The 25602-nt window shown below is 64.1% G+C and carries 25 protein-coding genes; 11 read left to right on the forward strand and 14 right to left on the reverse strand.

The window, feature by feature from the left end:
- Positions 1-72 precede the first annotated feature (72 nt).
- The 7 genes from tmk (at position 73) to LB565_RS07495 (ending at position 7353) form a co-directional block, all read left to right on the forward strand.
- Positions 73-747, forward strand: a complete 675-nt coding sequence (gene tmk / locus LB565_RS07465) for a dTMP kinase (RefSeq protein WP_224582481.1) — start codon at positions 73-75, stop codon at positions 745-747.
- Positions 744-1799, forward strand: a complete 1056-nt coding sequence (locus tag LB565_RS07470) for a DNA polymerase III subunit delta' (protein WP_224582482.1) — start codon at positions 744-746, stop codon at positions 1797-1799. The genes tmk and LB565_RS07470 overlap by 4 nt, the downstream gene beginning before the upstream one ends.
- 127 nt (positions 1800-1926) lie before the next feature.
- A complete protein-coding gene (metG, locus tag LB565_RS07475; RefSeq protein WP_224582483.1) occupies positions 1927-3471 on the forward strand; it encodes a methionine--tRNA ligase in 1545 nt (514 codons plus the stop codon).
- Positions 3471-4265 (forward strand): TatD family hydrolase, encoded by a 795-nt coding sequence (locus tag LB565_RS07480; protein WP_224582484.1) that lies wholly within the window; start codon positions 3471-3473, stop codon positions 4263-4265. Before metG ends, LB565_RS07480 begins: the two co-directional genes overlap by 1 nt.
- Before the next feature lie 3 nt (positions 4266-4268).
- Complete coding sequence (locus LB565_RS07485) at positions 4269-5090, forward strand: MBL fold metallo-hydrolase (protein WP_224582485.1); 822 nt, start codon at positions 4269-4271, stop codon at positions 5088-5090.
- 311 nt (positions 5091-5401) lie between these two features.
- Positions 5402-6244, forward strand: a complete 843-nt coding sequence (locus LB565_RS07490; RefSeq protein WP_224582486.1) for an alpha/beta fold hydrolase — start codon at positions 5402-5404, stop codon at positions 6242-6244.
- 194 nt (positions 6245-6438) lie between these two features.
- Positions 6439-7353: an agmatinase gene (locus LB565_RS07495; protein ID WP_224582555.1), complete on the forward strand. Its 915-nt coding sequence runs from the start codon at positions 6439-6441 to the stop codon at positions 7351-7353.
- Positions 7354-7369: 16 nt separating this feature from the next.
- On the opposite strand, the gene LB565_RS07500 is transcribed toward LB565_RS07495, so the two are convergent.
- The 5 genes from LB565_RS07500 to LB565_RS07520 all read right to left on the reverse strand — a co-directional run bounded on the left by LB565_RS07500 (position 7370) and on the right by LB565_RS07520 (position 10874).
- A complete protein-coding gene (locus LB565_RS07500) occupies positions 7370-7780 on the reverse strand; it encodes a hypothetical protein (protein ID WP_224582487.1) in 411 nt (136 codons plus the stop codon).
- A 3-nt stretch (positions 7781-7783) separates the two neighbouring features.
- The gene (locus tag LB565_RS07505) at positions 7784-8659 is read right to left on the reverse strand and encodes an aldose 1-epimerase family protein (protein WP_224582488.1); all 876 of its coding nucleotides are present in this window, start codon (positions 8657-8659) and stop codon (positions 7784-7786) included.
- 177 nt (positions 8660-8836) lie between these two features.
- Positions 8837-9553: a Bax inhibitor-1/YccA family protein gene (locus LB565_RS07510; protein ID WP_224582489.1), complete on the reverse strand. Its 717-nt coding sequence runs from the start codon at positions 9551-9553 to the stop codon at positions 8837-8839.
- A 17-nt stretch (positions 9554-9570) separates the two neighbouring features.
- Complete coding sequence (locus tag LB565_RS07515) at positions 9571-10344, reverse strand: anti-sigma factor family protein (RefSeq protein WP_224582490.1); 774 nt, start codon at positions 10342-10344, stop codon at positions 9571-9573.
- The gene (locus LB565_RS07520; RefSeq protein ID WP_411970616.1) at positions 10341-10874 is read right to left on the reverse strand and encodes a sigma-70 family RNA polymerase sigma factor; all 534 of its coding nucleotides are present in this window, start codon (positions 10872-10874) and stop codon (positions 10341-10343) included. The genes LB565_RS07515 and LB565_RS07520 overlap by 4 nt, the downstream gene beginning before the upstream one ends.
- A 132-nt stretch (positions 10875-11006) precedes the next feature.
- Between LB565_RS07520 and LB565_RS07525 the strand changes: the two genes are divergently transcribed.
- Entirely contained in the window at positions 11007-12191 is a 1185-nt protein-coding gene (locus LB565_RS07525; RefSeq protein ID WP_224582492.1) for an aromatic amino acid transaminase, read from the forward strand.
- An 82-nt stretch (positions 12192-12273) separates the two neighbouring features.
- Positions 12274-13098, forward strand: a complete 825-nt coding sequence (mazG, locus tag LB565_RS07530; RefSeq protein ID WP_224582493.1) for a nucleoside triphosphate pyrophosphohydrolase — start codon at positions 12274-12276, stop codon at positions 13096-13098.
- 8 nt (positions 13099-13106) lie between these two features.
- Here mazG and hflX read toward each other — a convergent pair whose 3' ends face one another.
- The 8 genes from hflX to dusB form a co-directional block, all read right to left on the reverse strand.
- Positions 13107-14495, reverse strand: coding sequence for a GTPase HflX (hflX, locus tag LB565_RS07535; protein ID WP_224582494.1), 1389 nt, complete (start codon positions 14493-14495; stop codon positions 13107-13109).
- A complete protein-coding gene (gene hfq, locus LB565_RS07540; RefSeq protein ID WP_006202172.1) occupies positions 14496-14741 on the reverse strand; it encodes an RNA chaperone Hfq in 246 nt (81 codons plus the stop codon). It abuts the gene before it with no gap.
- A 142-nt stretch (positions 14742-14883) separates the two neighbouring features.
- Positions 14884-15747: a D-amino-acid transaminase gene (locus tag LB565_RS07545; RefSeq protein WP_224582495.1), complete on the reverse strand. Its 864-nt coding sequence runs from the start codon at positions 15745-15747 to the stop codon at positions 14884-14886.
- Positions 15748-15901: 154 nt separating this feature from the next.
- Positions 15902-17263 carry a sigma-54-dependent transcriptional regulator gene (locus LB565_RS07550; protein ID WP_224582496.1) on the reverse strand — a complete coding sequence of 454 codons (1362 nt, stop codon included), beginning with the start codon at positions 17261-17263 and terminating at the stop codon, positions 15902-15904.
- Positions 17253-19544: a sensor histidine kinase NtrY-like gene (locus tag LB565_RS07555; protein ID WP_224582497.1), complete on the reverse strand. Its 2292-nt coding sequence runs from the start codon at positions 19542-19544 to the stop codon at positions 17253-17255. The genes LB565_RS07550 and LB565_RS07555 overlap by 11 nt, the downstream gene beginning before the upstream one ends.
- A gap of 121 nt (positions 19545-19665) precedes the next feature.
- Positions 19666-21126, reverse strand: coding sequence for a nitrogen regulation protein NR(I) (gene ntrC, locus LB565_RS07560; protein WP_224582498.1), 1461 nt, complete (start codon positions 21124-21126; stop codon positions 19666-19668).
- Positions 21123-22265: a two-component system sensor histidine kinase NtrB gene (locus tag LB565_RS07565; RefSeq protein WP_224582499.1), complete on the reverse strand. Its 1143-nt coding sequence runs from the start codon at positions 22263-22265 to the stop codon at positions 21123-21125. The genes ntrC and LB565_RS07565 overlap by 4 nt, the downstream gene beginning before the upstream one ends.
- The gene (dusB, locus tag LB565_RS07570) at positions 22262-23290 is read right to left on the reverse strand and encodes a tRNA dihydrouridine synthase DusB (protein ID WP_224582500.1); all 1029 of its coding nucleotides are present in this window, start codon (positions 23288-23290) and stop codon (positions 22262-22264) included. Before dusB ends, LB565_RS07565 begins: the two co-directional genes overlap by 4 nt.
- 140 nt (positions 23291-23430) lie before the next feature.
- Between dusB and LB565_RS07575 the strand changes: the two genes are divergently transcribed.
- The gene (locus LB565_RS07575) at positions 23431-24660 is read left to right on the forward strand and encodes a bifunctional 2-C-methyl-D-erythritol 4-phosphate cytidylyltransferase/2-C-methyl-D-erythritol 2,4-cyclodiphosphate synthase (protein ID WP_224582501.1); all 1230 of its coding nucleotides are present in this window, start codon (positions 23431-23433) and stop codon (positions 24658-24660) included.
- Positions 24657-25145: a CinA family protein gene (locus tag LB565_RS07580; protein ID WP_224582502.1), complete on the forward strand. Its 489-nt coding sequence runs from the start codon at positions 24657-24659 to the stop codon at positions 25143-25145. The genes LB565_RS07575 and LB565_RS07580 overlap by 4 nt, the downstream gene beginning before the upstream one ends.
- Here the strand turns inward: LB565_RS07580 and LB565_RS07585 are convergent.
- Entirely contained in the window at positions 25142-25597 is a 456-nt protein-coding gene (locus LB565_RS07585; RefSeq protein WP_224582503.1) for a type II toxin-antitoxin system RatA family toxin, read from the reverse strand. The two genes, LB565_RS07580 and LB565_RS07585, sit on opposite strands and share 4 nt — an antisense overlap.
- Positions 25598-25602 lie beyond the last annotated feature (5 nt).

The raw sequence follows: 25602 nt of genomic DNA on the forward strand, positions 1-25602 counted from the left end.
ACGGGCAAGTTCGTGGACCTTTTGTCGGACGGGAGCTATGACAGCGGCCAGCGCGAGCAGAGGCAATCTCGATTGGCGAGCGGATTTTTCATCACCTTCGAGGGCGGCGAAGGAGCAGGCAAGTCGACGCAGATCGAGCGGCTGGCGCGGCGCATGCGCGCCAAGAAATACGAGGTCCTGGTCAGCCGCGAACCGGGTGGATCGCCCGGCGCCGAGGCCGTAAGGCATGTGCTTCTGTCGGGAGCGGCCGAGCCGTTCGGCCCGAAGATGGAGGCGATCCTGTTCGCCGCCGCGCGCTCCGACCATGTCGAGCAGGTCATCCGGCCGGCGGTCGAGCGCGGCTCGATCGTGCTGTGCGACCGTTTCATCGATTCCTCTCGCGTCTACCAGGGCGTCACCGGCGGGCTCGATGCCGATTTCATGAAGGCGCTGGAGGCGGTGGCCATCAACGGCATGATGCCCGACATGACGCTGATCTTCGACATCGATCCCGCTGAAGGCCTGAAGCGGGCCGCCGCGCGGCGCGGCGCCGGTGACGCGGCCGATCGCTTCGAGAAGGAGACTTTGGCCATCCACCGGCGACGGCGCGAGGCTTTCCTGGCGATCGCCGCGGCCGAACCGGAGCGATGCGTCGTTATCGACGCCTCCGCCGATCCCGATACGGTGGAGAATGTCGTCACCGCCGCCGTCTTCGCAGCGCTGGAAGAGCGGATGCCGGCGCAAAGGATTGAGACGGCGCCGGCATGATCTTCGAACGCATCGCCCCCGAACAGCACGACACGCTGGACGGCGTGCCCGAGCCCGCCGAAACGCCGCGGCTGATCGGCCACGCGACGGCGGCAGGGATGCTTGCCAGCGCCTACCGCACCGGCAAGCTGCCGCATGCGCTGATTTTCGCCGGGCCCCAAGGCATCGGCAAGGCGACGCTGGCGTTCCACATGGCGCATCATCTTCTGAGATATCCGGATTTCAAGACGGCGCCCGACACGCTTGCCGTTCCCGATCCGGCCTCATCGCTGTTTCGCCAGATCGCCACCGGGGCGCATCCTTCAGTGCTGCATCTCACCCGTCCGGCCAACGACAAGACCAAGAGCTTCAAGACGGTGCTGACCGTCGATGAGATCCGCAAGGTCAGCCGCTTCCTGTCGATGACCTCGCATGACGGCAGCTACCGCGTCGTCATCGTCGATCCGGCCGACGACATGAACACCAACGCCGCCAATGCCTTGCTCAAGAATCTCGAAGAGCCGCCGGCGCGTACTTTGTTCATTCTTGTCGTGCATGCGCCAGGCAGCCTGTTGCCGACGATCCGCTCGCGCTGCCAGGTGGTGCGGCTGGCGCCTTTGGCCGCCGACGAGCTGATGGCGGTGCTGGAAAATGTCGAGCCGCCGCCGCCGGACGATCCGGCCGCGCGCGCCGCGCTGGCCGAGCGGGCAGGGGGCAGCGCCCGCAACGCGATCCTGCTTACTCAGTATGGCGGGCTGGAGATCGCGGGAGCGCTCGACGCGCTGGTGGCGGCCAGGAAGCCCGACATTGCCGGCGCCCACCGTCTTGCCGAGGCCGTGGCGGGACGCGACCAGGCGATCCAGTTTGACATCTTCAACCGCCGCGCGCTCGACCTGCTTTCGGCCGCCGCCAGCGAAGCGGCGCTGTCCGGCAATCTCGCTCGGGCCAAAACCCTGTCCGAGGCTTGGCACGAGGCGTTGAACACGATATCTGAGGCCGAGACCTACAACCTCGACAAGAAGCAGCACGCCCTGACCATGATCGACCGCCTGAATTCTGCGATGCGAATGTGACGGCTTGTTCGATGCATGCCGTTGGCCCAGTTTTGGGCGGCATGCATTGGCCTCGGGATGGCAATCGACGTTCCGATGCGATATCCACCGCCACAACTCACATTCAGATATTCATGACGGTTCATTCATGTCACGCGACACATTCTACATCACGACCGCGATCTCCTACCCGAACGGCAAGCCGCATATCGGCCATGCCTATGAGCTGATCGCCACCGACGCGCTTGCGCGCTTCCAGCGGCTCGATGGCAGGCAAGTCTTCTTCCTGACCGGCACCGACGAACACGGCATCAAGATGCTGCAGACGGCCCGCAAGGAAGACATCACGGCGCGTGAGCTCGCCGACCGCAACTCGGCCGATTTCAGGCGCATGGCGAGCGCGCTCAACGCGTCCAACGACGATTTCATCCGCACCACCGAGGAGCGCCATTATGCGTCCTCGCAGGCGATCTGGAAGGCGATGGCCGCCAATGGCGACATCTACAAGGGCGGCTATGCCGGCTGGTATTCGGTGCGCGACGAGGCCTATTACGGCGAGGAGGAGACCGAGGTCCGCGGCGACAATATCCGCTATGGCCCGCAGGGAACGCCGGTGGAATGGGTCGAGGAAGAGAGCTATTTCTTCCGGCTGTCGGCCTACCAGGACAGACTGATCGCGCTTTACGAGAGCCAGCCCGATTTCATCGGCCCAGCCGAGCGCCGCAACGAGGTGATGAGCTTCGTCAAATCGGGGCTGAAGGATTTGTCGGTCTCGCGCACCACTTTCGACTGGGGCGTGCCGGTGCCGGGCGACGAAAAGCACGTGATGTATGTGTGGGTCGATGCCTTGACCAATTACATCACCGGCGTCGGCTATCCAAATGAAAACGATGAGAAATGGCGCTTTTGGCCAGCGGACGCGCACATCATCGGCAAGGACATCGTGCGCTTCCACGCCGTCTATTGGCCGGCCTTCCTGATGTCGGCGGGGATCCCGCTGCCGAAGCGCATCTTCGGCCACGGCTTCCTGTTCAACCGCGGCGAGAAGATGTCGAAGTCGGTTGGCAACGTCATCGACCCGTTCACGATGGTGGAACACTACGGCGTCGACCAGGTGCGCTACTTCTTTTTGCGCGAGGTGCCGTTCGGCCAGGATGGCAACTACAGCCATGAAGCGATCGTCAACCGGACCAATGCCGACCTCGCCAACGGCCTCGGCAATCTGGCGCAGCGCTCGCTGTCGATGATTGCCAAGAACTGCGGCGGCGCCGTGCCGAAGCGCGGCGAACTAACCGAAGCCGACACGGCGATCCTCGACCAGGCGGTCGAAGCGCTGGCCGTTTCGCGCCGGGCGATGGCGGAGCAGGGTATCCATCTGGCGCTGGCGGCGATTTTTGGCGTGGTTGCGGAAGCGGACCGCTATTTCGCGTCCCAGGAACCATGGGCGCTGCGCAAAACCAATCCGGAGCGCATGGAAACCGTGCTGTGGACCACGGCCGAGGTGGTTCGGCGGGTGACGCTGCTTTGCCAGCCGTTCATTCCAGGGTCGGCCGCCAAGCTGCTCGACCTGTTGGCCGTGCCCGCTGAGAGCCGCGCTTTCGAGCACGTCCATGCCGACCACGCGCTGGAGCCGGGCACTGCCTTGCCGGCGCCGGAGGGCGTGTTTCCGCGTTATGTCGAGCAGAGCGCCTGATGCTGGTCGACAGCCATTGCCATCTCGACTTTCCGGACTTCGCCGAGGAGCGGGCGGCTGTCGTCGCCCGCGCTCTCGCCGCTGGGATCGGTCGCATGGTGACGATCTCGACGCGCGTGAGGCGATTTCAGCAGGTCCTTGAAATCGCTGAATCTTTCAATGAGGTTTATTGCTCTGTCGGCACCCATCCGCACAATGCGGCGGAAGAGCTGGACGTCACCACTGACGAGCTGGTGCGGCTTTCCGGCCATCCCAAGGTGGTGGCGATCGGCGAGGCCGGGCTCGATTATTACTATGACAAGGCGCCGCGCGATGCGCAGGCGCAAGGCTTTCGCACCCACATCGCCGCCGCGCGCCGGACCGGCCTGCCGCTGGTCATCCATGCGCGCGATGCCGACGAGGACATGGCGGCAATCCTCGAGGACGAAACAAGGAAGGGCGCCTTCCCCTTCATCCTGCATTGTTTTTCGTCGGGACGCAGGCTGGCTGAAGTCGGCGTGGCCCTGGGCGGCTATGTCTCCTTCTCCGGTATCCTAACCTTCAAGAACTCCGCCGAACTGCGCGCCATTGCCGCCGATGTGCCGCGCCACCGGTTGCTGGTCGAGACCGACGCGCCCTACCTTGCGCCGGTCCCGCATCGCGGCAAACGCAACGAGCCGGCTTATGTGGCGAACACGGCCAAGGTGCTCGCCGAGACCATCGGCGTCAGCGAGGCCGAGATCGCCGATATCACCACCGGGAACTTCTTCAGGCTGTTCACCAAAATGCCGCGTCCCGAAACGGCTGCGGGCTGAAGCATGAGCGAGCGGCTGCGCTTTACCGTTCTTGGCTGCGGCTCATCGCCCGGCACGCCGCGCATCACCGGCGATTGGGGCAATTGCGACTCCAAGAACCCGAAGAACCGGCGCATGCGCACGGCCGCCCTGGTCGAGCGGATTGCCGCCAATGGCGCGCGCACGACGGTCGTCATCGACACCGGGCCGGATTTCCGCGAGCAGATGCTGCTGGCCTCGGTCAAGCGCATCGACGCGGTCGTCTACACGCATCCGCATGCCGACCACATCCACGGCATCGACGATCTGCGCGGCTATGTGCTCGAGCAACGCCGTCGCATCGACATCCATGCCGACGAGCCGACCATGCTGCGGCTGCGCCAGGCGTTCGGCTATTGCTTCGAGACGCCACCCGGCAGTTCCTATCCGCCGATCGTCGAGGCCCACATCATCGATCACGCGAGTCCGGTCGTGATCGAAGGCGAGGGGGGCGCCCTCACCCTTGAGCCGCTGCCGCAGTTCCATGGCGATATCATCTCGCTCGGCTTCCGTATCGGCGGGCTTGCCTATTGCCCTGATATCAGCGGCTTCCCGGACGCCACCGTTGAGCGTTTGCGCGGCCTCGATATGCTGGTGATCGATGCGCTGCAGTACAACACCCATCCCAGCCATCTGTCGCTCGGCCAGGCGCTGGAATGGATTGAAAAGCTGGCGCCAAGGAATGCCGTGCTGACGCATATGCATGTGCCGCTCGACTATGCCGTCGTAATGGCCGAGACGCCGGAGCACGTGGCGCCGGCCTATGACGGCATGGTGATCGAAATTCCTTACGAGTCAGAACGATAGCGACAGCTGTTCGGTCGGCGCCGCAGTTCGTCTGTCGAACCTTCTGCTGCGATCTCGAAGTCGAAACGCTACCGCGGAGTTTGTCGCCGTCAGCATATGCGGCCGACGAGTTAGTTCCATAATCTATCTTATGCGACTTTCTGACGTGGGCACGGAGATGTCGAAAGCGCGATGTCCCTGCTCGCTAGCCGCACGATGGTGTTGCGCATTGACGGGTACGAGTAGGAGTCGTCCCTCGTTGCGGCAGCAAGTGTTCGGAACTCAATCGCCGAACCTCGCGTTGGCCTGGTGAGCGGTTTGAGGACCTTTGCATGCGTTCACGGATTGAGTTGGCAAGCGGCACGGAATTGTCTTTCCTCACGGCTGGAGAGCCCTCCAAACCGGCTCTTCTGCTTCTTCACGGTTTTCCGAGTTCCTCCAGGACCTTTCGCCACGTTATTCCCGCATTGTCGAAGGTGGCTTATGTGGTTGCTCCCGACCTGCCCGGGTTCGGCATGTCCAATGCTCTGCCCGACCCGTCCTTTGATGGTTTTGCCGATGCGATGTCGGAGTTGCTCGGCCACCTCTCGGTCGGGCCCCGCTACATCTACCTTCATGACTTTGGCGCGCCGGTCGGGCTGCGGATAGCCATGCAGGCTCCCGATGCGGTGCTGGGCTTGATCATCCAGAACGCCAACGCCCATCGGAGCGGAATGGGGCCATCATGGAAGGCGACGCAGGACTTTTGGGCCAATCCGAACGCCGACAATGAAGCGAAAGCCACCGCGCATCTGACCTTCGAGGGCACGCGCGACCAGTATGTGGCAGGTGTTCCCGACGATGTGGCCGCACAAATTCCGGACGAGAACTGGGAGGAAGACTGGCGCGTGATGCAGCGCCCCGGACGCATGGAGACGCAACGCGCGCTCATTGCGGACTATGGCAATTACGTCGCTCACTTCGACGCAATTGCCGACTATCTGCGGCGCAGGCAGCCCCGCGCCTTGATGCTGTGGGGCCGGCACGACACGTTCTTCGACCTGGCAGAGACGCTGTCATGGATGCAGGCCCTGCCGAGGATGGAAGCACACATTCTCGACGGGCCTCATTTCCTGCTGGAAACGCATGCCAACCAAGCTGCGTCGCTGATGGTCGACTTCCTGGAACGGCAATAGAACAGGCCTTGAGTCTGGCCGACCTGAACGCCGGCCGACTCCTGGGCTACATTGTCCGGCATCAATATTCTGGCCGTTGCTGTAACCCCACTGTGTTGCGCGAGATGCGAATTGTCGCAAAACTCCAGGCCGAAGCAACTACCCTGCCCAAAGCTCCCATCGCGCCGCGGCGCAACAATGAAAGCATCCAGAAAATGACCGCCTCGCCTTCCTTTCTCGGCTTTCCCGATCGCCTCGCCGACGGGTGTGTGCCGCGAGCCGTGATCTTCGGGGCGGGTCATGGAAGCACCTATCGCGGCCAGGACAGCAGCGGCCATGCCTTGGCCGCTGACGCCATCCGAGCTGCAAGCCAAGATGACATTCCGCTGGTGGAGCACTGGGATTTCGACCTCGGCGGCCCGCTGTTCGACGGCGGACCGGTCTGCTGCGTCGATGCCGGCGACATCGCGACCACCATGCATGACAATGCTGGCAACCGGGCCCGCATCGAGGCGAAAACACGCGAAGCTCTGTCCCTGCCGTCCGTACCGGTCCTGCTTGGCGGCGATGACTCCGTCGTCATTCCGTTCCTGGCCGGCTTTGCTGATCACGGGCCAATCTGGATCCTGCAGATCGACGCCCATATCGACTGGCGCGACGAGGTGCATGGCGAACGCTACGGTTATTCGAGTCCGATGCGCCGGGCGAGCGAGATGGCGCATGTAGCCGGCATGGTGCAGGTCGGCCTGCGCAGCGTCGGCAGCGCACGCATCGGCGAAATTGAAGCGGCGCGGCGCTACGGCAGCCGCTTCGTCACGGCCCGCGAGGTTCACGCCCAGGGCGTCGAAGCCGCTTTGCGGCATATTCCGGAAGGCGCGCATGTCGTCGTCACTTTCGACTGCGACAGCCTCGATCCCTCAATCATGCCCGGCGTCGCGGCGCGCACGCCTGGCGGCCTCACCTACACGCAGGCGATCGACCTGATCGCGGGGCTCGGCAAGCGGGCCAGCATTGCTGGATTCGACCTTGTCGAGCTTTATCCTCCCGCCGATATTGACGGTCTGTCGGCCATCACCGCATCGCGGCTTCTTGCCAACGTGATCGGCACCATTGTCCGGCAGACCGGCTGAGATCCGATCGGATGGTCTAGAAAAAGCTGTTCAGAAACGCCGATGCCTCGTCTGAAACACCAACGATCTTGTTGGTTGCCTGACGGTAGAATTTGAAGTTGAGCTCGGTCTCGGGCCGGCCGTCCTTCCAATCCTTGAAGCGCTTGAGCTCATTGCGACCCAAACGTCTCGCCGCTAAGGCGGTGCGGCGGACGGCAACGCTGACGCGCGGCGTCTGCCGTTCGAGATCCGGACGTCTGGGAGTGGCCTCGGAGGACGTCACGACGCCGCGCGCGACAAGCCCCTGCCCGCCTTCGTTCTCGCTGGCGAACAGGAAGATGACGTCGCCCTCGGCGATGCGCTTGCCGCCATACATGGTTTTCTGGGCGGCGAACACGAACCTCTCCGCCGCCGGGTCCTCGATCTCGGCCTTGATGGCGTATGCCATGCCCTATGGCTCCCGGCTGAGGCCGATCCGGTAACTCAGCACGCGCCGGCCGGCCGGCTCGATCAGCATGACGCCCGGCTTGTCGGCGAACTCGCCGCCGAAATCGATGGGACTGGCGATGCCGTGCCAGGGCTCGATGCACAGGAAGGGCGCGCCGCCAGGCTTGGACCAGATGCCCAGCTCATTGAATCCCTGCCAGGACATCTCGATCGCCGGCCCGCGGCCGGCGGCGTAGCGCACGCTCTTGCTCACCGGCTTGTCAAAGATAACGGCGTCGTCGTCGAACAATCTTTCCGAAAGCGGCAGCGTCCTTCCCTCGATGGGCGTCGGTTGCGGGGCGGGCAGCAAAAGGCCGTCCTTTAGGCGGCGGACCGGCGCCGGCTCATTTTCGGCGAAGGTCAGCCGATAGGCTTCCTTCGGCAGTTCCGGCAACAGCGGCCAGTTGAACGCCGGATGCGCGCCGATCGAGGCCGGCAGCGCTTGGTCGCCGGTATTGGCGATCTCGAAGGTCACGCCGAGTTGCCGTGGTTTTAGCTCGTAGCCGATGGCGAGACGAAAGGCGAAGGGATAGTGCGTCCGGGTCTCGGCGTCGTCCGTCAGGACCAGTGTGCAGGAGGTAGGCCCCTGCTCCGCCCAGGCAAAGCCCCGGTCGCGGGCAAAGCCGTGCTGCGTCATCGGATAGGTTTGGCCGCGGTGCCGCAACTGGTCGCCTTTGAGCCGGCCGACGATCGGGAACAGGACCGGCGAATGACGACGCCAGGCGGGGCCAGCTTGCCACAGAAGCTCGGTGCCGTCGCCATCGCGCAGCGAGACTAGTTCGGCCCCCTGCCCGACGATGGTCACCGAAATACCGTCAGCGTGAAGCGTCAGCTGGTCCATTGCGTCCTCGCAGCTGGCTGGGTTGGCCGGCAGGCTAGCAAAAGGCCGCGCGTGAACTCAAGCGCGGCAGGCAGATCGCCCTCGGTCATGGACACTTTGGTGCGCAGTCGACAAAAAATGGCCGGAGGTTTCCCTCCGGCCATTTCGAGGTCAGCAGCGTTACCGCTATGGTCCGGCTTATTCGCGCTCGCCGGTGAAATTCAGGAGCAGCTGGAAGATGTTGATGAAGTTCAGATAGAGCGAGAAGGCGCCGAAGACGGCGAGCTTCTGCTGCGATTCCGCATCGAAGTTCTCCGCATACTGCTCCTTGATCGTCTGCGTGTCCCAGGCGGTGAGGCCGATGAAGACGGCAATGCCGATCACCGAGATGGCGAATTGCAGCGCGGTCGAACCGAGGAACAGGTTGACGATGCTGGCGATCACCACGCCGATCAGGCCCATGATCAGGAAGGACGAGAACTGCGTCAGGTCGCGCCTGGTCGTGTAGCCGTAAAGGCTGGTGGCGCCGAACATCGTGGCAGCGATGAAGAAGGTCCGCGCGATGCTGGTCGAGGTGAAGACCAGGAACACCGAGGCGAGCGACAGGCCCATGACCGCGCAGAAGGCCCAGAACATCGCCTGCGCGCCCGCGGCCGACATGGTCTGCATCTTGAACGAGAAGATCATGACGAAGGCGAGCGGCGCCAGCATCACCACCCATTTCAGCGGGCTGGAGAAGATCGGCACATAAAGCGCCGGCGTCGAGGCCACGAAGAAGGCGACGAGGCCGGTGACGACGAGGCCGAGGCCCATATAGTTGTAGACGCGCAGCATGTGCTTGCGCAGGCCCTCGTCGTAGACGGCTCCGGCCTGGACGCCGGTGCCCATTCGGTATCCCAGATTGGGGCTGTTCATTTGGTTCTCCTTGGTGCTCAGTAGAGTGTTCTGGCGAGTTTCTCGGCGGCACGGTCGAGGTTGCCGGCGTCGCCGCGTCCGACCACCGCATAGGCAACCTCGCCGATCTGGAAATACGCGGTTGAGATGTCGTCGGCTGGCGCAACCGTCGGCTTCACGACATCGAATGTTCCCGGCCTGATGGCGAACAGCGAGACAAGGCCGAGGTCCCTGGTCTCGACCGCCACCTCGACGCTCGGGCCGAATTGCGAGGGATAGACCTGGACGTCGCGGACCTTCCAGTCGTCGGGCAGCGACGGCATGACGATTGCCGTGGCGGAACGGATCTCGTCGGCGTCGTAGCCCGGTGCTTCCTGCTGCGACGGCATCGTCTCGCGCACCAAGGTCGTCCGGTGTGCCCTGACGGCATCCTCGACATAGGCCGGCGGCTGCGTCGAAGCGACCACCTTGGTGACGGCGATCGGCCCGAAAATACCGTTGGCCAGCCAGCCTGCCGCGACCAGAACGGCCGCGGCCGCCGCCCGCTGCAGCACGGCAAGCATACGTCCCCTGGCCAGCGCCCTTTCCAGCCGCCGCGCCGCTTCGGTCGTAGCCGGACGCGCCCTGCCGACCGGCCCGGCAAGCGCGACGCGCAGTTCGTCGCGGGTCCTCAGATCCGACATCACGCGCGCCGCCACTTCCGGACGCGCGGCGAGGTGTGCCTCGACCTCGATGCGGCGGGCGACATCCAGCTGGTCGTCGACATAGGCGTCGAGATCGGCATCGGTTACGGGGTCGACAACGACGGTCATTGATCGTCTCCCACGATCTTGAGATGAGGCCTGGTTTTCGGCGCGGCGCCCTCCTCCATCTCGCGCAGCGCGGCACGCGCGCGGCCGATGCGCGACATCAGCGTTCCGAGCGGCACGCCGATGACTTCGGCGGCCTGCTGATAGGAAAGCCCTTCGATGGCGACGAGATGGAGCGCAGAGCGCTGTTCCTCCGGCAGCGAAAGAAACGCTTCCCGGACCTGCGACAGGCGCACCGAATGGTGCTGCGAGGCCGGCACGCTCTGATCGGCGACAAGGCCGGCCTGTTCGATGCGCGCCGTCTCGGAGCGGCGCGAGCGCATGCGGTCGATGAAGATGTTGTGTACGATCGCCAGCAGCCAGGCGCGCAGATTGCCGCTTGACCGAAAGGTCGCGCGCCGCTCATAGGCGCGCACCAGCGCGTCATGCACGAGATCCTCGGCCTCAGTGCTGTCGCGCGTCAGCGAGCGCGCATAGCGCCGCAGCGATCCCAACTGCCCGACGATATCGAAGCGTGCCATCGACCGTTTCATGCCCTGTTTACGGAGCATGTAGGGATTTTAATCCCCTGCCCGGCATTTCTTTCGTGTTGCCGGCACCGCGGAAACCGCTGGCGCGGCGGGATCGATTTGCGTATCACTCCGCCGCCATTGGAGTCCTTTTCGATGTTCGAGACCCTGCAGCCCGCGCCCGCCGACAAGATCCTTGCCCTGATCGGCCTTTATCGCAACGATCCACGGCCCGGCAAAGTCGACCTCGGCGTCGGCGTCTACAAGGATATCGACGGCAAGACGCCGGTGATGCGCGCCGTGCGCGAGGCCGAGAAGCGGCTGCTGGCGAGCCAGGACACCAAGACCTATCTCGGCCTTGCCGGCGATACGACCTTCAATACGGCCATGATCAAGCTCGCCTTTGGCGAGAAGGCCGACCATTCGCGCATCCGCGCGGCGCAGGCGCCGGGCGGCTCCGGCGCGCTCAGGCTGGTGGCCGAGCTTCTGCAGCGCACGCGCCCCGGCGCGACGGTCTGGCTGTCCGACCCGACCTGGCCGAACCATCTGCCGGTGATGCGCGCCGCTGGTTTGCGGGTTCGCGACTATCCTTATTTCGACGCCGCATCGGGCGCAGTCCGCTTCGACGAGATGCTGGCGGCGCTCAACACGGCCAACAGCGGCGATGTCGTGCTGCTGCATGGCTGCTGCCATAACCCGACCGGCGCCAACCTCGATATCGCGCAGTGGGCCAAGGTCGCCGATGTCCTGCTGGATCGCGGCCTCGTGCCTTTCGTCGACATCGCCTATCAGGGCTTTGGCGAGGGCCTCGACGCCGATGCCGCCGGCCTGCGGCTGCTGGCCGGCAAGGTGCCGGAAATGGTCGTCGCCTCGAGCTGCTCGAAGAATTTCGCCGTCTATCGCGACCGGGTGGGTGCGGCGATGATCATGGCCAAGGGCGGCGCCCAGGCGGATGTGGCGACGAGCCAGATGCTGGCGGCGGCGCGCGCGCTTTATTCGATGCCGCCGGATCACGGTGCGGCGGCGGTGCGCATGGTGCTCGAGGACGCCGGCCTGAAAAAGGACTGGGAGACGGAGCTCGAGGAGATGCGGCTGCGCATGCTCAGGCTGCGCGTCGCTTTCGCCGAGGCGTTGCGCCGGCAGTCCAACTCCGACCGCTTCGATTTCGTCGCCAGCCATCGCGGCATGTTTTCGAGGCTTGGGCTGACCGAGGCGCAGGTCGAACGCCTGCGCACCGAGCACGCCGTCTATATGGTCGGCGACAGCCGCATCAACGTGGCCGGCCTGCCGGAGGAGGGCATGGACGATCTCGCCAAGGCGATCGTCTCGGTGCTCGACTGAAAGCCCGCGCAGCTGTGGACAATAGGCATTTGCCGGCCGGCGGGATTGGTCGCCCACCGCGCTGCACGCTAGGGTTTGCTGTATGAAACCCTCGAAAGACATTTCACGGCTGATCGAGATCATGGCGGCGCTGCGGGCGCCGAAGACCGGCTGCCCTTGGGATATCGAGCAGAATTTCTCGACCATCGCGCCCTATACGATCGAGGAAGCCTATGAAGTGGCCGATGCGATCGCGCGCGGCGATCTCGACGATCTGCGCGAGGAGCTGGGCGACCTGCTTCTGCAGGTCGTCTATCATGCGCAGATGGCTGAGGAGATCGGCGAGTTCGCTTTCGGCGATGTCGTCGAAGCCATCACCACCAAGATGATCCGCCGCCATCCGCATGTCTTTGGCGACGAGAAGGCACGCAGCGCCGGCATGGCCAAGGGCATGTGGGAGAAGATCAAGGCAGCCGAAAAGGCCGAGAAGCGCGACGCCCGCATCGCGCGCGGGCTCGATCCGGAAGATCACGGCAAGGGTTATCTCGACAGCGTGCCGGTCGGCCTCCCTGCCCTGACCCGCGCCCTGAAGCTGCAGGAAAAAGCAGCGCGTGTCGGCTTCGACTGGAGCGAAGCAGCCCCGATCCTCGACAAAATAGAGGAAGAGATCGGCGAATTGCGCGAAGCGCTCGCCACCGGTGACGCGGCTCCAATCAGGGACGAGTTCGGCGACATGTTGTTTGCCGTCGTCAATCTCGGCCGACACCTCAAGCTCGATTCGGAAGCGGCGCTCAGCGGCACCAATGAAAAGTTCCGCTCGCGCTTCCACTATGTCGAGCAGGCCTTGGCGGCTTCTGGCAGTTCGCTGGAGAAGGCAACGCTCGACGAGATGGAAGCGCTCTGGCAGCAGGCCAAAAGCGCCAAATAAACAGCCGGTTAGCTGCCGCTCTTGCGATGCAGGCGGTTCTCTATCTCCTGCCGGGCGCTGTGCGTGGCCGTCAGCGAAAGGGTGACGCTGCCGTCTTCATTGTCGGTGCGCGAAACGACATCGCCATTGCGGTAGAGCCAGTCGACCTGGCCGAGCTGGGACGGACTCAACGTCACCGTCATCGTTTCCAGCTCGCCCGACACGCGCGCCTCGATGAGCGCTTTCAGCGTGTCGATGCCCTCGCCGGTCACCGCCGATATGGCGATCGGTGGAGACTTGCCGCTTACCCCTTCGGCAAGCAGCCGCTCGCGATTGCCTTCGTCGAGCAGGTCGATCTTGTTCCAGACCTCGATCACACGGTTCGCATCGGCGGCATCGACGCCGAGATCGCCAAGGATGCGTTCGACATCTTCCGCTTGGGCGGCTGTGTCCGGGTCGGAGATGTCGCGCAGATGCAGCACCAGATCGGCTTCGACGACCTCTTCCAGCGTCGCCCGGAAGGCGGCCACAAGATGCGTCGGTAGATCGGAAATGAAGCCAACCGTATCCGACAGGATCACCGGCGTGCCGTGCGGCAGCCGCACGCGCCGCAACGTCGGATCGAGCGTTGCGAACAGCATGTCCTCGGCCAGCACCCCTGCCCCGGTCAGCCGGTTGAACAGCGTCGACTTGCCGGCATTGGTGTAGCCGACGATCGCCACCACCGGAAACGGCACCTTCTTGCGCTTGGCGCGGTGCAGGTCGCGCGTGCGCCGCACCGTTTCCAGCTCGTGCTTCAGCTTGGTGATCTTGTCCTGCAGGATGCGACGGTCGGATTCGATCTGGGTTTCGCCGGGGCCGCCGAGGAAACCGGCGCCGCCGCGCTGCCGCTCGAGGTGGGTCCAGCTTCGCACCAGCCGGCCCTTCTGGTAGTTGAGATGCGCAAGCTCGACCTGCAGCGTGCCTTCCTTCGTGCGCGCCCGCTCGCCGAAGATCTCGAGGATGAGCCCGGTGCGATCGAGCACCTTGGCGTTCAGTTCCTTTTCGAGATTGCGCTGCTGCACCGGCGTCAGCGGATGGTCGACGATGACCAGCTCCGCCTTGCGTTCCTTCACGATATCCGCGAACTCGGCCACCTTGCCGCTGCCGAGCAGCGTGGCCGGCCGAGGATCGGCAACCGTCACCACCGCGGTATGAACCGGGTTGAGATCGATGGCGCTGGCAAGTCCGACCGCTTCGTCGTGGCGTGCATCCGCCGAGCGGCTCAGGCGCGGACGGCTCGATTCATCGTCGCCGCGCGGCTGGCGGGTAAGCACCGGCACAATAACGACGGCCCGGGTCGGATCCTTGGTTTCCGGCCCGAGTTGATGTCCTTGTTTTCCGCGAACGCTACGGTTCGCGTCTTTCTCACGTGCCAATCAGGCGCCCTGGCTTTCCTCGCCATCGAACATCTGAACCGGCTGGCTCGGCATGATCGTGGAAATAGCGTGCTTGTAGACGAGCTGGGAGTGCCCGTCACGCCGCAACAACACACAAAAATTGTCGAACGAAGTGACGACGCCGGTCAGCTTCACGCCGTTGATGAGGAAGATGGTAAGTGGATTTTTGCTCTTGCGAACTGAATTCAGGAACAGGTCCTGAAGGTTTTGCGATCGTTCCGCCATTTTTCTTGTCTTTCGCCGATCCCCTTCGGTTTGCGGCCAATGCGCCAAATTACGCGGCACCTGTCAAGCGCGCAAACCCCCTCTTGCCGATACAAAGGCAAGCAGAACGAGATAGTTGAGGTTCATTCCAGTTGTGCGGTTATCAGGCTGGACTTTTTTCCGCAATGTCAAAAAAGGCCTGCCGCAACGAAAGTGTCATAGAACCGGGATGGCCATTTGCGATCGGCGTGCCGTCGATTTCGACCACCGGCATGGCAATTGTCGTCGCCGAACTGATGAACGCCTCCCTGGCTGCCTTGGCTTCGGCGACCGAAAAGCCGCGCTCCTCGATCTTGAGGCCGAGCTTGGCGGCGACATCGAAAAGCGTCGTGCGGGTAATGCCGCGCAGGATGCCGTGCTCGGCCGGCCGGGTCACCAGGACGCCGTCGCGGGTGACGATCCAGGCGTTTGACGAGCCGCCTTCCTTGACGTTGCCATCGGTATCGACGAACCAGGCTTCCTGGGCACCCGCTTCCTTGGCCTTCTGCTTGGCGAGCACATTGGGCAAGAGGCCCGTGCTCTTGATGTCGACACGGTCCCAGCGGTTCTCCGGAACGGTGATGACCTTGATGCCGCTCTCCACCCGCTTTGCACTCGCGGCCGGATCGGCTTTCCTGGCGGTTATGACCAGGGAAGATTTCGTGCCTGCCGGCGGAAAAACGAATTCGCGGCTGGCGACGCCGCGCGTCACCTGCAAATAGACCAGGCCGTTGACCACGCCGTTGCGATTGACCACCTCGCGCAGCAGCATCGGCAACACCCCTTCCGAGACCGGCCAGGCGATCGACAGTTCCTTCAGCGAGCGCTTGAGCCGGGCAAGATGGCGCGGCATGTCGACGATATGGCCGTGCGCCACTTCGCAGACCTCATAGACGCCGTCCGCGAACTGGTAGCCGCGGTCCTCGATATGGACGCTGGCTTGGGCATGGGCGACATAGCGGCCGTTGACATAGGCAATGCGCGGCATGGGCATCCTCAGGGAAATATCCGGCTTTCTTAGGTGATTCCGCCCCTGGCCGTAATGAACAATCGCGTGGGCCAAGCCGGTTCTATGCAATTCGGGACGAAAAGCTACGGCGGAGCCGCCGAGCCTAACCGCTGCACACTTTTCGTGGGATTGCCTAGACGCCGAGCGACTTCAGCTTGCGATGCAAGGCGGACCGTTCCATGCCGATGAATTCGGCCGTCTTCGAGATGTTGCCGCCGAAGCGGTTGATCTGGGCGATCAGATAGTCCTTCTCGAACTGCTCGCGTGCCTCGCGCAGCGGCAGCGCCATGATGTGCTGGTCCGATTGGTTGGGCGTGCGTGGCATGACGTCGCCGATCTCGGAGGGCAGAAGGTCGGCCGTGATCGGAGCATCGGGATTGTCCCCTCGCGCCAGGATCATCAGTCGTTCGACATTGTTGCGCAGCTGGCGAACATTGCCCGGCCAGTTATGCGCCTGCAGCACGGCCAGCGCATCATCGCCGATGCGGCGCGGCTTGATGCCGGCCTGGCGCGCGATCTGCTTCATGAAATTGTCGACAAGGTAGGGGATGTCCTCGCGCCGCTCGGCGAGCCCCGGCACCATGACCGGAACCACCGCCAGGCGATGGTAGAGGTCCTCCCGGAAGCGGCCGTCGGCGATCATCGCCTCGAGGTTCTGCGAGGTCGAGGAGATGATGCGGACATCGACCTTGACGCGCTTGGTGCCGCCTACCCGCTCGAACTGCTGCTCGACCAGCACGCGCAGGATTTTGTTTTGCGTCTCGCGCGGCATATCGGCGACTTCGTCGATGTAGAGGATGCCGCGATGCGCTTCTTCCAGCGCGCCGACCTTGCGCTCGGTGCCGTTCGATTCGGTGCCGAACAGCTCGATCTCCATGCGCTCGGGCGTGATGGTGGCCGCGCTTAGCGTGACGAACGGACCGGTCTTGCGCGACGACAGCGCGTGGATGGCGCGCGCCGTCAGTTCCTTGCCGGAGCCGGAAGGGCCGACGATCATGACGCGGCTGTTGGTGGGCGCGACGCGCTCGATGGTCTGCCGCAGCTGGCTCATGGCCGACGACATGCCGATCAGGTCGAAGGTCTCGCCGCTGCGCTGCTTGAGATCGGAAACCTCACGCCGCAGCTTGGATGTCTCCAGGGCGCGCTCGGCGATCAGGATCAGGCGATCGGCCTTGAACGGTTTCTCGATGAAGTCGTAGGCGCCGCGCCGGATGGCCGACACCGCCGTTTCGATGTTGCCGTGGCCGGAGATCATCACCACCGGCATGCTGGGATGCATGGTCTTGATCTCGTCGAGCAGCGCTAGGCCGTCGAGGCGCGAGCCCTGCAGCCAGATGTCGAGGAAAATCAGCCGCGGCGCGCGATCGGCGATCGCCGCAAGCGCGCTATCGGCATCATGTGCCGTGCGGGTTTCATGACCCTCGTCGCTCAGTATACCGGCGACAAGTTCGCGGATGTCTTCCTCGTCATCGACGATGAGAATGTCAGACGCCATTATCGACCTTTTCAGTTTCTCGTTCGTGTTCGTTTCGGCCTTCACCGCGTGGCGGCGCGGCTACGACCGTTGCCGGCGGCAGGATGATCGAGATCATCGCGCCCCGGCCACCATGGAAATCCGGCGGCGCGTCGTGCAATTCGAGACGGCCGCCATGGTCCTCCACGATCTTCTTGACGATAGCGAGGCCAAGCCCAGTGCCCTTTTCGCGCGTCGTCATATAGGGCTCGAGAAGCCTTTGGCGATTCTCGCGCGGCAGCCCCTTGCCGTTGTCGATAACGTCGATTCGTATGGCGCCATCTTGGCGTCCGGCCTGAATCCGGATTGTGCCGTCCGAACGGCCTTTCGCATCAAGTCCGTCGATCGCCTCGGCCGCGTTCTTGATGACGTTGCCAAAGGCCTGAGCCATCAGGCGGCTGTCGAAAGTGCCTTTCAACGGCTCGCTGCCGAAGTCGCGTTCGAAGGTGATGTCGGAGCGGCTGACCTCGACCAGGAAGGACGCCTCGCGCAACGACTCGCGAAGATCTATCGCCTTCATCTCCGGCTTCGGCATGCGGGCGAAGGCCGAGAACTCGTCGACCATGCGGCCGATGTCCTCGACCTGGCGGATGATGGTGTCGGTGCACTGGTCGAAGACCTCGCGGTCCTCGGTGATGACCTTGCCGTAGCGGCGCCTGATGCGCTCGGCCGAGAGCTGGATCGGCGTCAGCGGGTTTTTGATCTCATGCGCGATGCGCCGCGCCACATCCGCCCAGGCCGACGAACGCTGCGCCTGGACAAGATCTGTGATGTCGTCGACGGTGACCACATAGGATTTCTCCTCCTCGCCGTCGTCGCCGGATTCGACCGTGACCTGGACATTGAAGGTGCGCTCCAGGCCGGTGCGGAAGAAGGTCACCTGCTCGCGATAGACCGGCTTGCCGGACTGCCGCCCGATCTCGAACACGCGACCGACAAGCGGCAGGACCGCCGAAAGATTCTGGCCGAGCGTCGCATTTGCCGAAATGGTCAGCATGGTCTCGGCCGAGCGATTGACGATGGTGATGGTGCCGTAGGGGTCGACGCCGATGACGCCGGCCGTGACGCCGGCGAGCACCGCCTCGGAAAACCGCCGGCGCTCGTCGATCAGATCCTTGGCCGAGAGCAGCTCGTTGCGTTGCGATTTGAGCTCCAGGATCATGTTGTTGAAGGTCTCGCCGAGCGAAGCGACGTCGCCATCGGACTGACGCACGGGAACGGCAACATCGAGATTGCCGGTCGCCACCTCGTCGGCTGCGCCGATCAGCTGGCGGATCGGCCGCACGATCCGGTCGGCGACCGCAATGCCGGTCCAGATTGCCGAAAGCGTGATGATCAGCGTGAGCGACAGATAAGGCAACGCGAAGGCGACCTGCGAGGTCCGGCGATTGTCTTCCAGGTTGCGGTATTCGTCGGTGTTGCCCCTGACGATCTGGCGCGCCTTGATCACGTCGGGATCGACCAGCCGGATCGTGTAGAGGTAAAGCCCCTCGATCTCGCGCAGTTTGATGATGGCGCCCATGATGTTGCGGGTGCGCGGCTCGATCAGCACCGGCTTGCCATCGGCCGCGGTGTCGACAGCGCCCGTGGGCGGCTCCGGCATGGGGAAATCGGCGTCGGTCCTGGCGTTCATGACGAACGAGCCGTCCGGCTTGATCAGGGCCGCATGCGCCAGTCCGCGGCCGACAGCTTCCTTGTTCAACAGGTCGAGGAAGCCGCCCTTGTCGAGGCCGTAGAGCGTGCGCGAGGCATCGAGATCGTAGGCCATCGACAATGTCGTACCCTGGAGGTTGCGCGCGTTCTCCTGCACATAGGCGTCGGCAATCGACAGCGACGAGTTGACGATCGTCTTGGTGCGGATTTCGAACCAGCGGTCCAGGCCGATGTCGAGCGTGATCGAGGCGATGATCGCCACCATGATGGCCGGGATGGCGGCAACCAGCGCGAACATGGCGACGATGCGCACATGCAGCCGCGAGGCAGCCCTGCCGTGGCGCCGCGCCAGGACGATGCGACGCACCTCGCGGGCAATCAAGGCGATCAGGAACAGGACAAAGACGGCATTGGCCGCGATCAAGGCCCAGGTCGCGTCGGCGGTCGGCGCGATCGGCGTTGCGCCGACCAGGATCGCAAACGAGATGGCCGCCGTGATTATCGCGCCGGCAATGGCGACCACGCCGGGCAACGCCAGCAACCGCCGCCCGTCACGCGTGCCGGTCTGGTTGAAAAGCTGTTGGTTCAGGGTCGGAGCCTCAGCTGCCATGTAGTGGTACACAGTCGGTCATCGCGTCGGATGTATGCAACGCATTGTGGCGATTATGCAACAAGTGTGGCCGGGAAGATAATCTTTCCCAGACAAAATTCACCGAGGGGATGAGGTGACGCTACGGCTGCCTGGCCGACTTGTAGACGTTGACGCCAAGCTCGCGGATCTTCTTGCGCAGCGTGTTGCGGTTGAGCCCGAGAAGCTCCGCGGCCTTGATCTGGTTGCCGCGTGTCGCCGTCATCGAAGCCAGCACCAGCGGATACTCGACCTCGGCAAGAATGCGCTGGTAGAGCCCGGCCGGCGGCAATTCGCCGGCGAAGGAGGCGAAATAACGCTGCAGGAAATGCTCGACCGCCTGGCCGATCGACAGATCGTCAGGGATGAGCGCGCCGCCGTCCGGCACGACCGGCCTTTCGCCGGTCTTGAGCTCGGAGTCGATGATCTCCGACGAAATTTCGTCCTGCGAGTAGAGGGCGGCCAGCCGGCGCACCAGGTTTTCCAGCTCGCGAACATTGCCCGGCCAGGGATAGCGCTTCATGAGCTCGATGCCGCCGGACGATATGCGCTTGGTCTGCAGGCCCTCGCTGGCGCCCTGCTTGAAGAAGTGCCGCACTAGGTCGGGAATGTCCTCGGAACGCTCGCGCAGCGCCGGCAGCCTGAGCGGCACGACATTGAGACGGTAGAACAGATCCTCGCGGAACAGGCCCTGGTTGATCAGCGTGCGCAGGTCCTTGTTGGTGGCCGCGACGATGCGCACATCGGTCTTGATCGGCGTGCGGCCGCCGACGGTGGTATATTCGCCCTGCTGCAGCACGCGCAGAAGCCGCGTCTGCGCTTCCATCGGCATGTCGCCGATCTCGTCGAGAAACAGCGTGCCGCCCTCCGCCTGTTCGAACCGGCCGCTGGAGCGGTTCTGGGCGCCGGTGAAGGCGCCTTTCTCATGGCCGAACAACTCCGATTCGATGAGGTCGCGTGGGATCGCCGCCATGTTGATGGCCACGAACGGGCCGCCGCGGCGACGGCCATATTCATGCAGCGCGCGCGCCACCAGTTCCTTGCCGGTGCCGGACTCGCCGCTGATCATGACCGTGAGGTCGGTCTGCATCATGCGCGCCAGCATGCGGTAGATGTCCTGCATGGCGGCGGAGCGGCCGACCAGCGGCATCGTCTCCGGTTGGTCTTCCGCGCGGGCATCGAGCTTCGGCCGCTTCGGCTCGGCCAGCGCCCGGTTGACGATGTTGAGCAGTTCGGTCAGGTCGAACGGTTTCGGCAGATATTCGTAGGCGCCGGTCTCGGAGGCGCGAATAGCGGTCATGAAGGTGTTCTGGGCGCTCATCACTATGACCGGCAGCTCTGGTCGCGCCTTCTTGATGCGCGGCAGCATGTCGAAGGCGTTTTCGTCGGGCATCACCACATCGGTGATGACGAGATCGCCCTCGCCCGCCGCGACCCAGCGCCACAGCGTCGAGGCATTGGAGGTCACGCGCACCTCGTGGCCGACGCGTGACAGCGCCTGATTGAGCACGGTGCGGATCGCCGCATCGTCGTCGGCGACCAGAATATTGCCGCGAGCGCTCATTTGCGGTCTCCTTCAGCTTCGTCGCCCGAGCCTTGCGAAATCTCTTTCCAGGCCGGCATCAGGACGCGGAAATTGGTGCCGCGCGGCGTCGAATCGCATTCGATGATGCCGCCATGCTCGCCGACGATCTTGGCGACCAGGGCCAGCCCGAGGCCGGAGCCGTTCGGCTTTGTGGTGATGAACGGATCGAACAGGATCGGCAGGATGTCCTCGGAAACGCCGGGGCCGTTGTCATGCACGCAGAATTCCAGCGGCAGCGAGACCCGGTCCTGCGTGCCAGGCACGGAGACGCGGATGCCGGGGCGGAAGGCCGTCGACAGCACGATCTCGCCCTGCGGGTCGGCGCCGATCGCCTCGGCGGCGTTCTTGACCAGATTGAGGAAGACCTGGATCAGCTGGTCGCGGTTGGCGAAGACCGGAGGCAATGATGGATCATATTCCTCCAAAATCTTAATTCGCCTTGCAAAACCGTTCTTGGCAATCGCCTTCACATGATCGAGCACGACGTGGATGTTGACCGGGTAACGCTCGATCGGCCGCTCGTCGGAAAACACTTCCATGCGGTCGACCAGCGAGACGATACGGTCGGTTTCGTCGGTGATCAGGCGGGTCAGCGCGCGATCCTCGTCGGAAGCGGAAAGCTCGAGCAACTGGGCAGCGCCGCGGATGCCGGAGAGCGGGTTCTTGATCTCATGGGCGAGCATCGCGGCAAGACCGGTGACGGAGCGCGCGGCACCGCGGTGCGTCATCTGGCGGTCGATCTTGTCGGCCATCGACCGTTCCTGGAACATGACGACGACCGAGCCCGGAAACTCCGGCACCGGCGCGACATAGAGATCGACCATCTTCTCGATGCCGAGACGCGGCGACGACACGTCGACGCGGTATTCGTTGACCGGCGCGCGGCGCTCGCGCACCTGGTCGACCAGCGTCAGCAATGGGCTGCCGAAGGGCACCAGCTTGGCGAGCGTGTTGCGGGCAAGCATATTCGCGCTGGAGCGGAAGAAGTCCTCGGCATCGGCGTTGGCGAAAGTGACGAAGCCGTCGGGATCGACCATGATCACCGGGCGGCGGATGGTGTTGAGCACGATATTGGCGGCATCCGCCATATCGGCCTGCCGGGAAACATCGGCCTTCATGCGGCGCTCCGCAAGCTGATCGATGGCGAACTGTCGGCAAACACACTGCGCAAGCCTGCAATGACCTCGCTCGGCTCGAAGGACGTGAGAATGGCTTTGCGCTGCTCGGCTGAAACATCGGGAGCATGGCGGTCGAGATACCAGCCGAGATGCTTGCGCGCCTGGCGCAGCCCGCTTTCTATGCCGTAGAGCGAGAGCATGTCCTCGTAATGCGAGACGACATAGTCGGCGAGCGTCTGTGGCGTTTGCGGAATGCCTTGAGCGGATGCGCCAGTCGCGGCGGCCGCAATGTTGCCCGCGACCCACGGCGCGCCGTAATGCGCGCGGCCGATCATCACCGCGTCGGCGCCGGACTGTTCGAGGATGATCGCCGCCTCTTCCGGCGAGCCGACATCGCCATTGGCCACCACCGGGATCGAAACGGCTTGCTTGACGCGCGCGATGGCGCGCCAGTCGGCCTTGCCCTGATAGAACTGGCAGCGTGTGCGGCCGTGCACGGTCACCATCCTGACGCCGGCCTGTTCGGCGCGGCGCGCCAGCATCGGCGCGTTGAGCGCGCTCTCGTCCCAGCCGAGCCGCATCTTCACCGTCACCGGCACCGATACGGCGCGGACTACCGCCTCGATCAGCGACAGGGCGTGGTCGAGGTCGCGCATCAGCGCCGAGCCGGCATAGCCGCCGGTCACCTTCTTCGCCGGGCAGCCCATGTTGATGTCAATGATATCGGCGCCCTCGCCCGCCGCGATTCGCGCGCCCTCGCCCATATGGATCGCCTCGCGGCCGGCGAGCTGCACCATATGCACCGGCAGGCCGGAATGGCGGATGCGCAGGTCGCAGCCGGCCCTGCCCTTGGCCAACTCGCCGCTCGCCACCATTTCCGAAACGACCAGCCCCGCGCCATGCGCGTGGGCACGCTGCCGGAACGGCTCGTCGGTGATGCCGGACATCGGCGCCAGGAAAACCCTATTGCGGATTTTTATCCCGCCGACATCAAGTGGCGATGCCAATGTGGTCAGTTCAGCCATGCACAAAAACCAAGCATGTTCGATCGTTGCACATTCTCTAGCCAGAAGTGTGGCATTGTGCAACGCGCAATGACGCCACATTAAGGCGCATTTTGGAAAATGCTGGCCTTCGGCCATCACCCCGACTAGGACCGATCGGAATGAGCGAGGCAAGCGAAAAGCAAGCGGCCGCCCCACGCGGCGGGATCGGGGTGGTGATCGTTGCCGCCGGCCGTGGCGCGCGCGCGGGGCAGGCCGACGGTCCGAAGCAATATCAGCGCATCGGCGGCCGTGCCGTCATCGCGCATACGCTGGATATCTTCCTCTCCCATCCGATGATCGGTCCCGTGGTCGTGGCCATCCATGCCGACGACGCCGAACTCTTCCAACGCGCGGCCGAAGCGCATGGCAATCGTCTTGTCGCCGTGATCGGCGGCCCTTCGCGCCAGGCGTCCGTCCGGCTCGGCCTCCTGGCGCTGAGGGAGCAGGCACCGGCAAAAGTGCTGGTGCATGACGCTGTGCGACCCTTCGTCGACGCCGGGCTGATCGACCGCACCATCGAAGCCATCGGCGAGCGCCAGGGCGCGCTGCCGGCACTGCCCGTAGCTGACACGCTGAAGCGGGAATCGGCGGCCGGCATGATCGATGAGACGGTGTCGAGGGCCGGCCTTCATGCCGCGCAAACGCCGCAGGGTTTTCCGTTCTGGCCGCTGCTCGCCGCGCATGAGAAAGCGCATCACCTGGGCAAGACCGAGTTCACCGACGACGCGGCGATCGCCGAATGGGCACAGATACCGGTCAAGATTGTTCCCGGATCGCCGGACAACGTCAAACTCACCTGGGCAAGGGACATCGCATTGGCCGACCAGCGGCTTTCGAGCGCGCAGCAGCGCTTCCCGGATATTCGCACCGGCAATGGCTATGATGTGCACGCGTTCGAGCCCGGCGACCATGTAACGCTCTGCGGCGTCGCCATTCCCTATGAGCGAAAACTGTCCGGCCATTCGGACGCCGATGTCGGGCTTCACGCGCTGACGGACGCGCTGCTCGCGACCTGCGGCGCTGGCGATATCGGCACGCATTTCCCACCGTCCGATCCGCAATGGAAGGGTGCTGCCTCGAAGATTTTCGTCGAGCACGCGGCCAAGCTGGTGCGCGAGCGCGGCGGCCGCATCGCCAATGCCGACGTCACGCTGATCTGCGAGGCGCCGCGCGTCGGGCCGCATCGCGCGGCGATGACGGAGACGCTTTCGGCCATGCTCGGCATTGCGCCCGAGCGCATTTCGATCAAGGCCACGACCAACGAGAAGCTCGGCTTTGTCGGGCGCGGCGAAGGCATCGCCGCGATCGCCACGGCCAGCGTCGTCTATCCGGGAGACGTGCCGGCATGAGCAACGCCGAACTCGCAAATGCCCTGCTCCAGGCTTGCCAGCAGCGCGGCATCATGCTGGCGACGGCCGAAAGCTGCACCGGCGGCCTGATCATAGCCGCGCTGACCGATATCGCCGGGTCTTCCGCCGTGGTCGATCGCGGCTTCATCACCTATTCCAACGAAGCCAAGATGGAGATGCTCGGCGTTTCCAAGGCCACGCTCGACGCGCATGGCGCGGTCTCGCGCGAGACGGTGCTGGAGATGGCCGCGGGCGCGCTGACGCATTCGCAAGCAAGCCTGTCGCTCGCCGTCACCGGCATTGCCGGCCCCAGCGGCGGCTCGGCCGATAAGCCGGTCGGCCTTGTCTGGTTCGGGATAGCGCTTGCCGGACAGCCGATCGTCGCGGAGCGGCAATTGTTCGGCCACAAGGGCCGCGAATTCATCCGGCATGAGACAGTGCGGCACGCGCTGCAACTCGGGTTGCGGGCGCTGGGCGAACGTTAGGCGGGCTTTACACCGTAAATCACGTTTGCCCGTTTCTCGAAGGCTTCCGAGAACATGCGGAAGGCACGGTCGAACATCGTGCCCATCACGGCGCCGAGTATCCGGCTCTTGAATTCGTAGTCGATGAAGAAATGCACCTCGCAGCCTCTCGCCGCGGGGTCGAAGCGCCAGATGTTGCTGAGATATTTGAACGGGCCGTCTATGTATTTGACGTCGATCGCTTTCTCGTCAGGCTTCAGCAGCACCTGGGTCGTGAAGGTCTCGCGGATCGCCTTGTAGCCGATGCTCATGTCGGCAACCAGGATGGTGCGGCCGTCACGCTCCTTGCGCGAGCGCACGGTGAGCGATTCGCAGAGCGGCAGGAATTGCGGGTAAGCCTCAATGTCCGCCACCAGCGCGAACATCTCGTCGGGGGTATGCGCGACGTGGCGTGTCGCCTCGAATTTCGGCATTGAAG

The sequence above is a fragment of the Mesorhizobium sp. CA14 genome, from assembly GCF_020165195.1.
Taxonomy (GTDB): Bacteria; Pseudomonadota; Alphaproteobacteria; order Rhizobiales; family Rhizobiaceae; genus Mesorhizobium.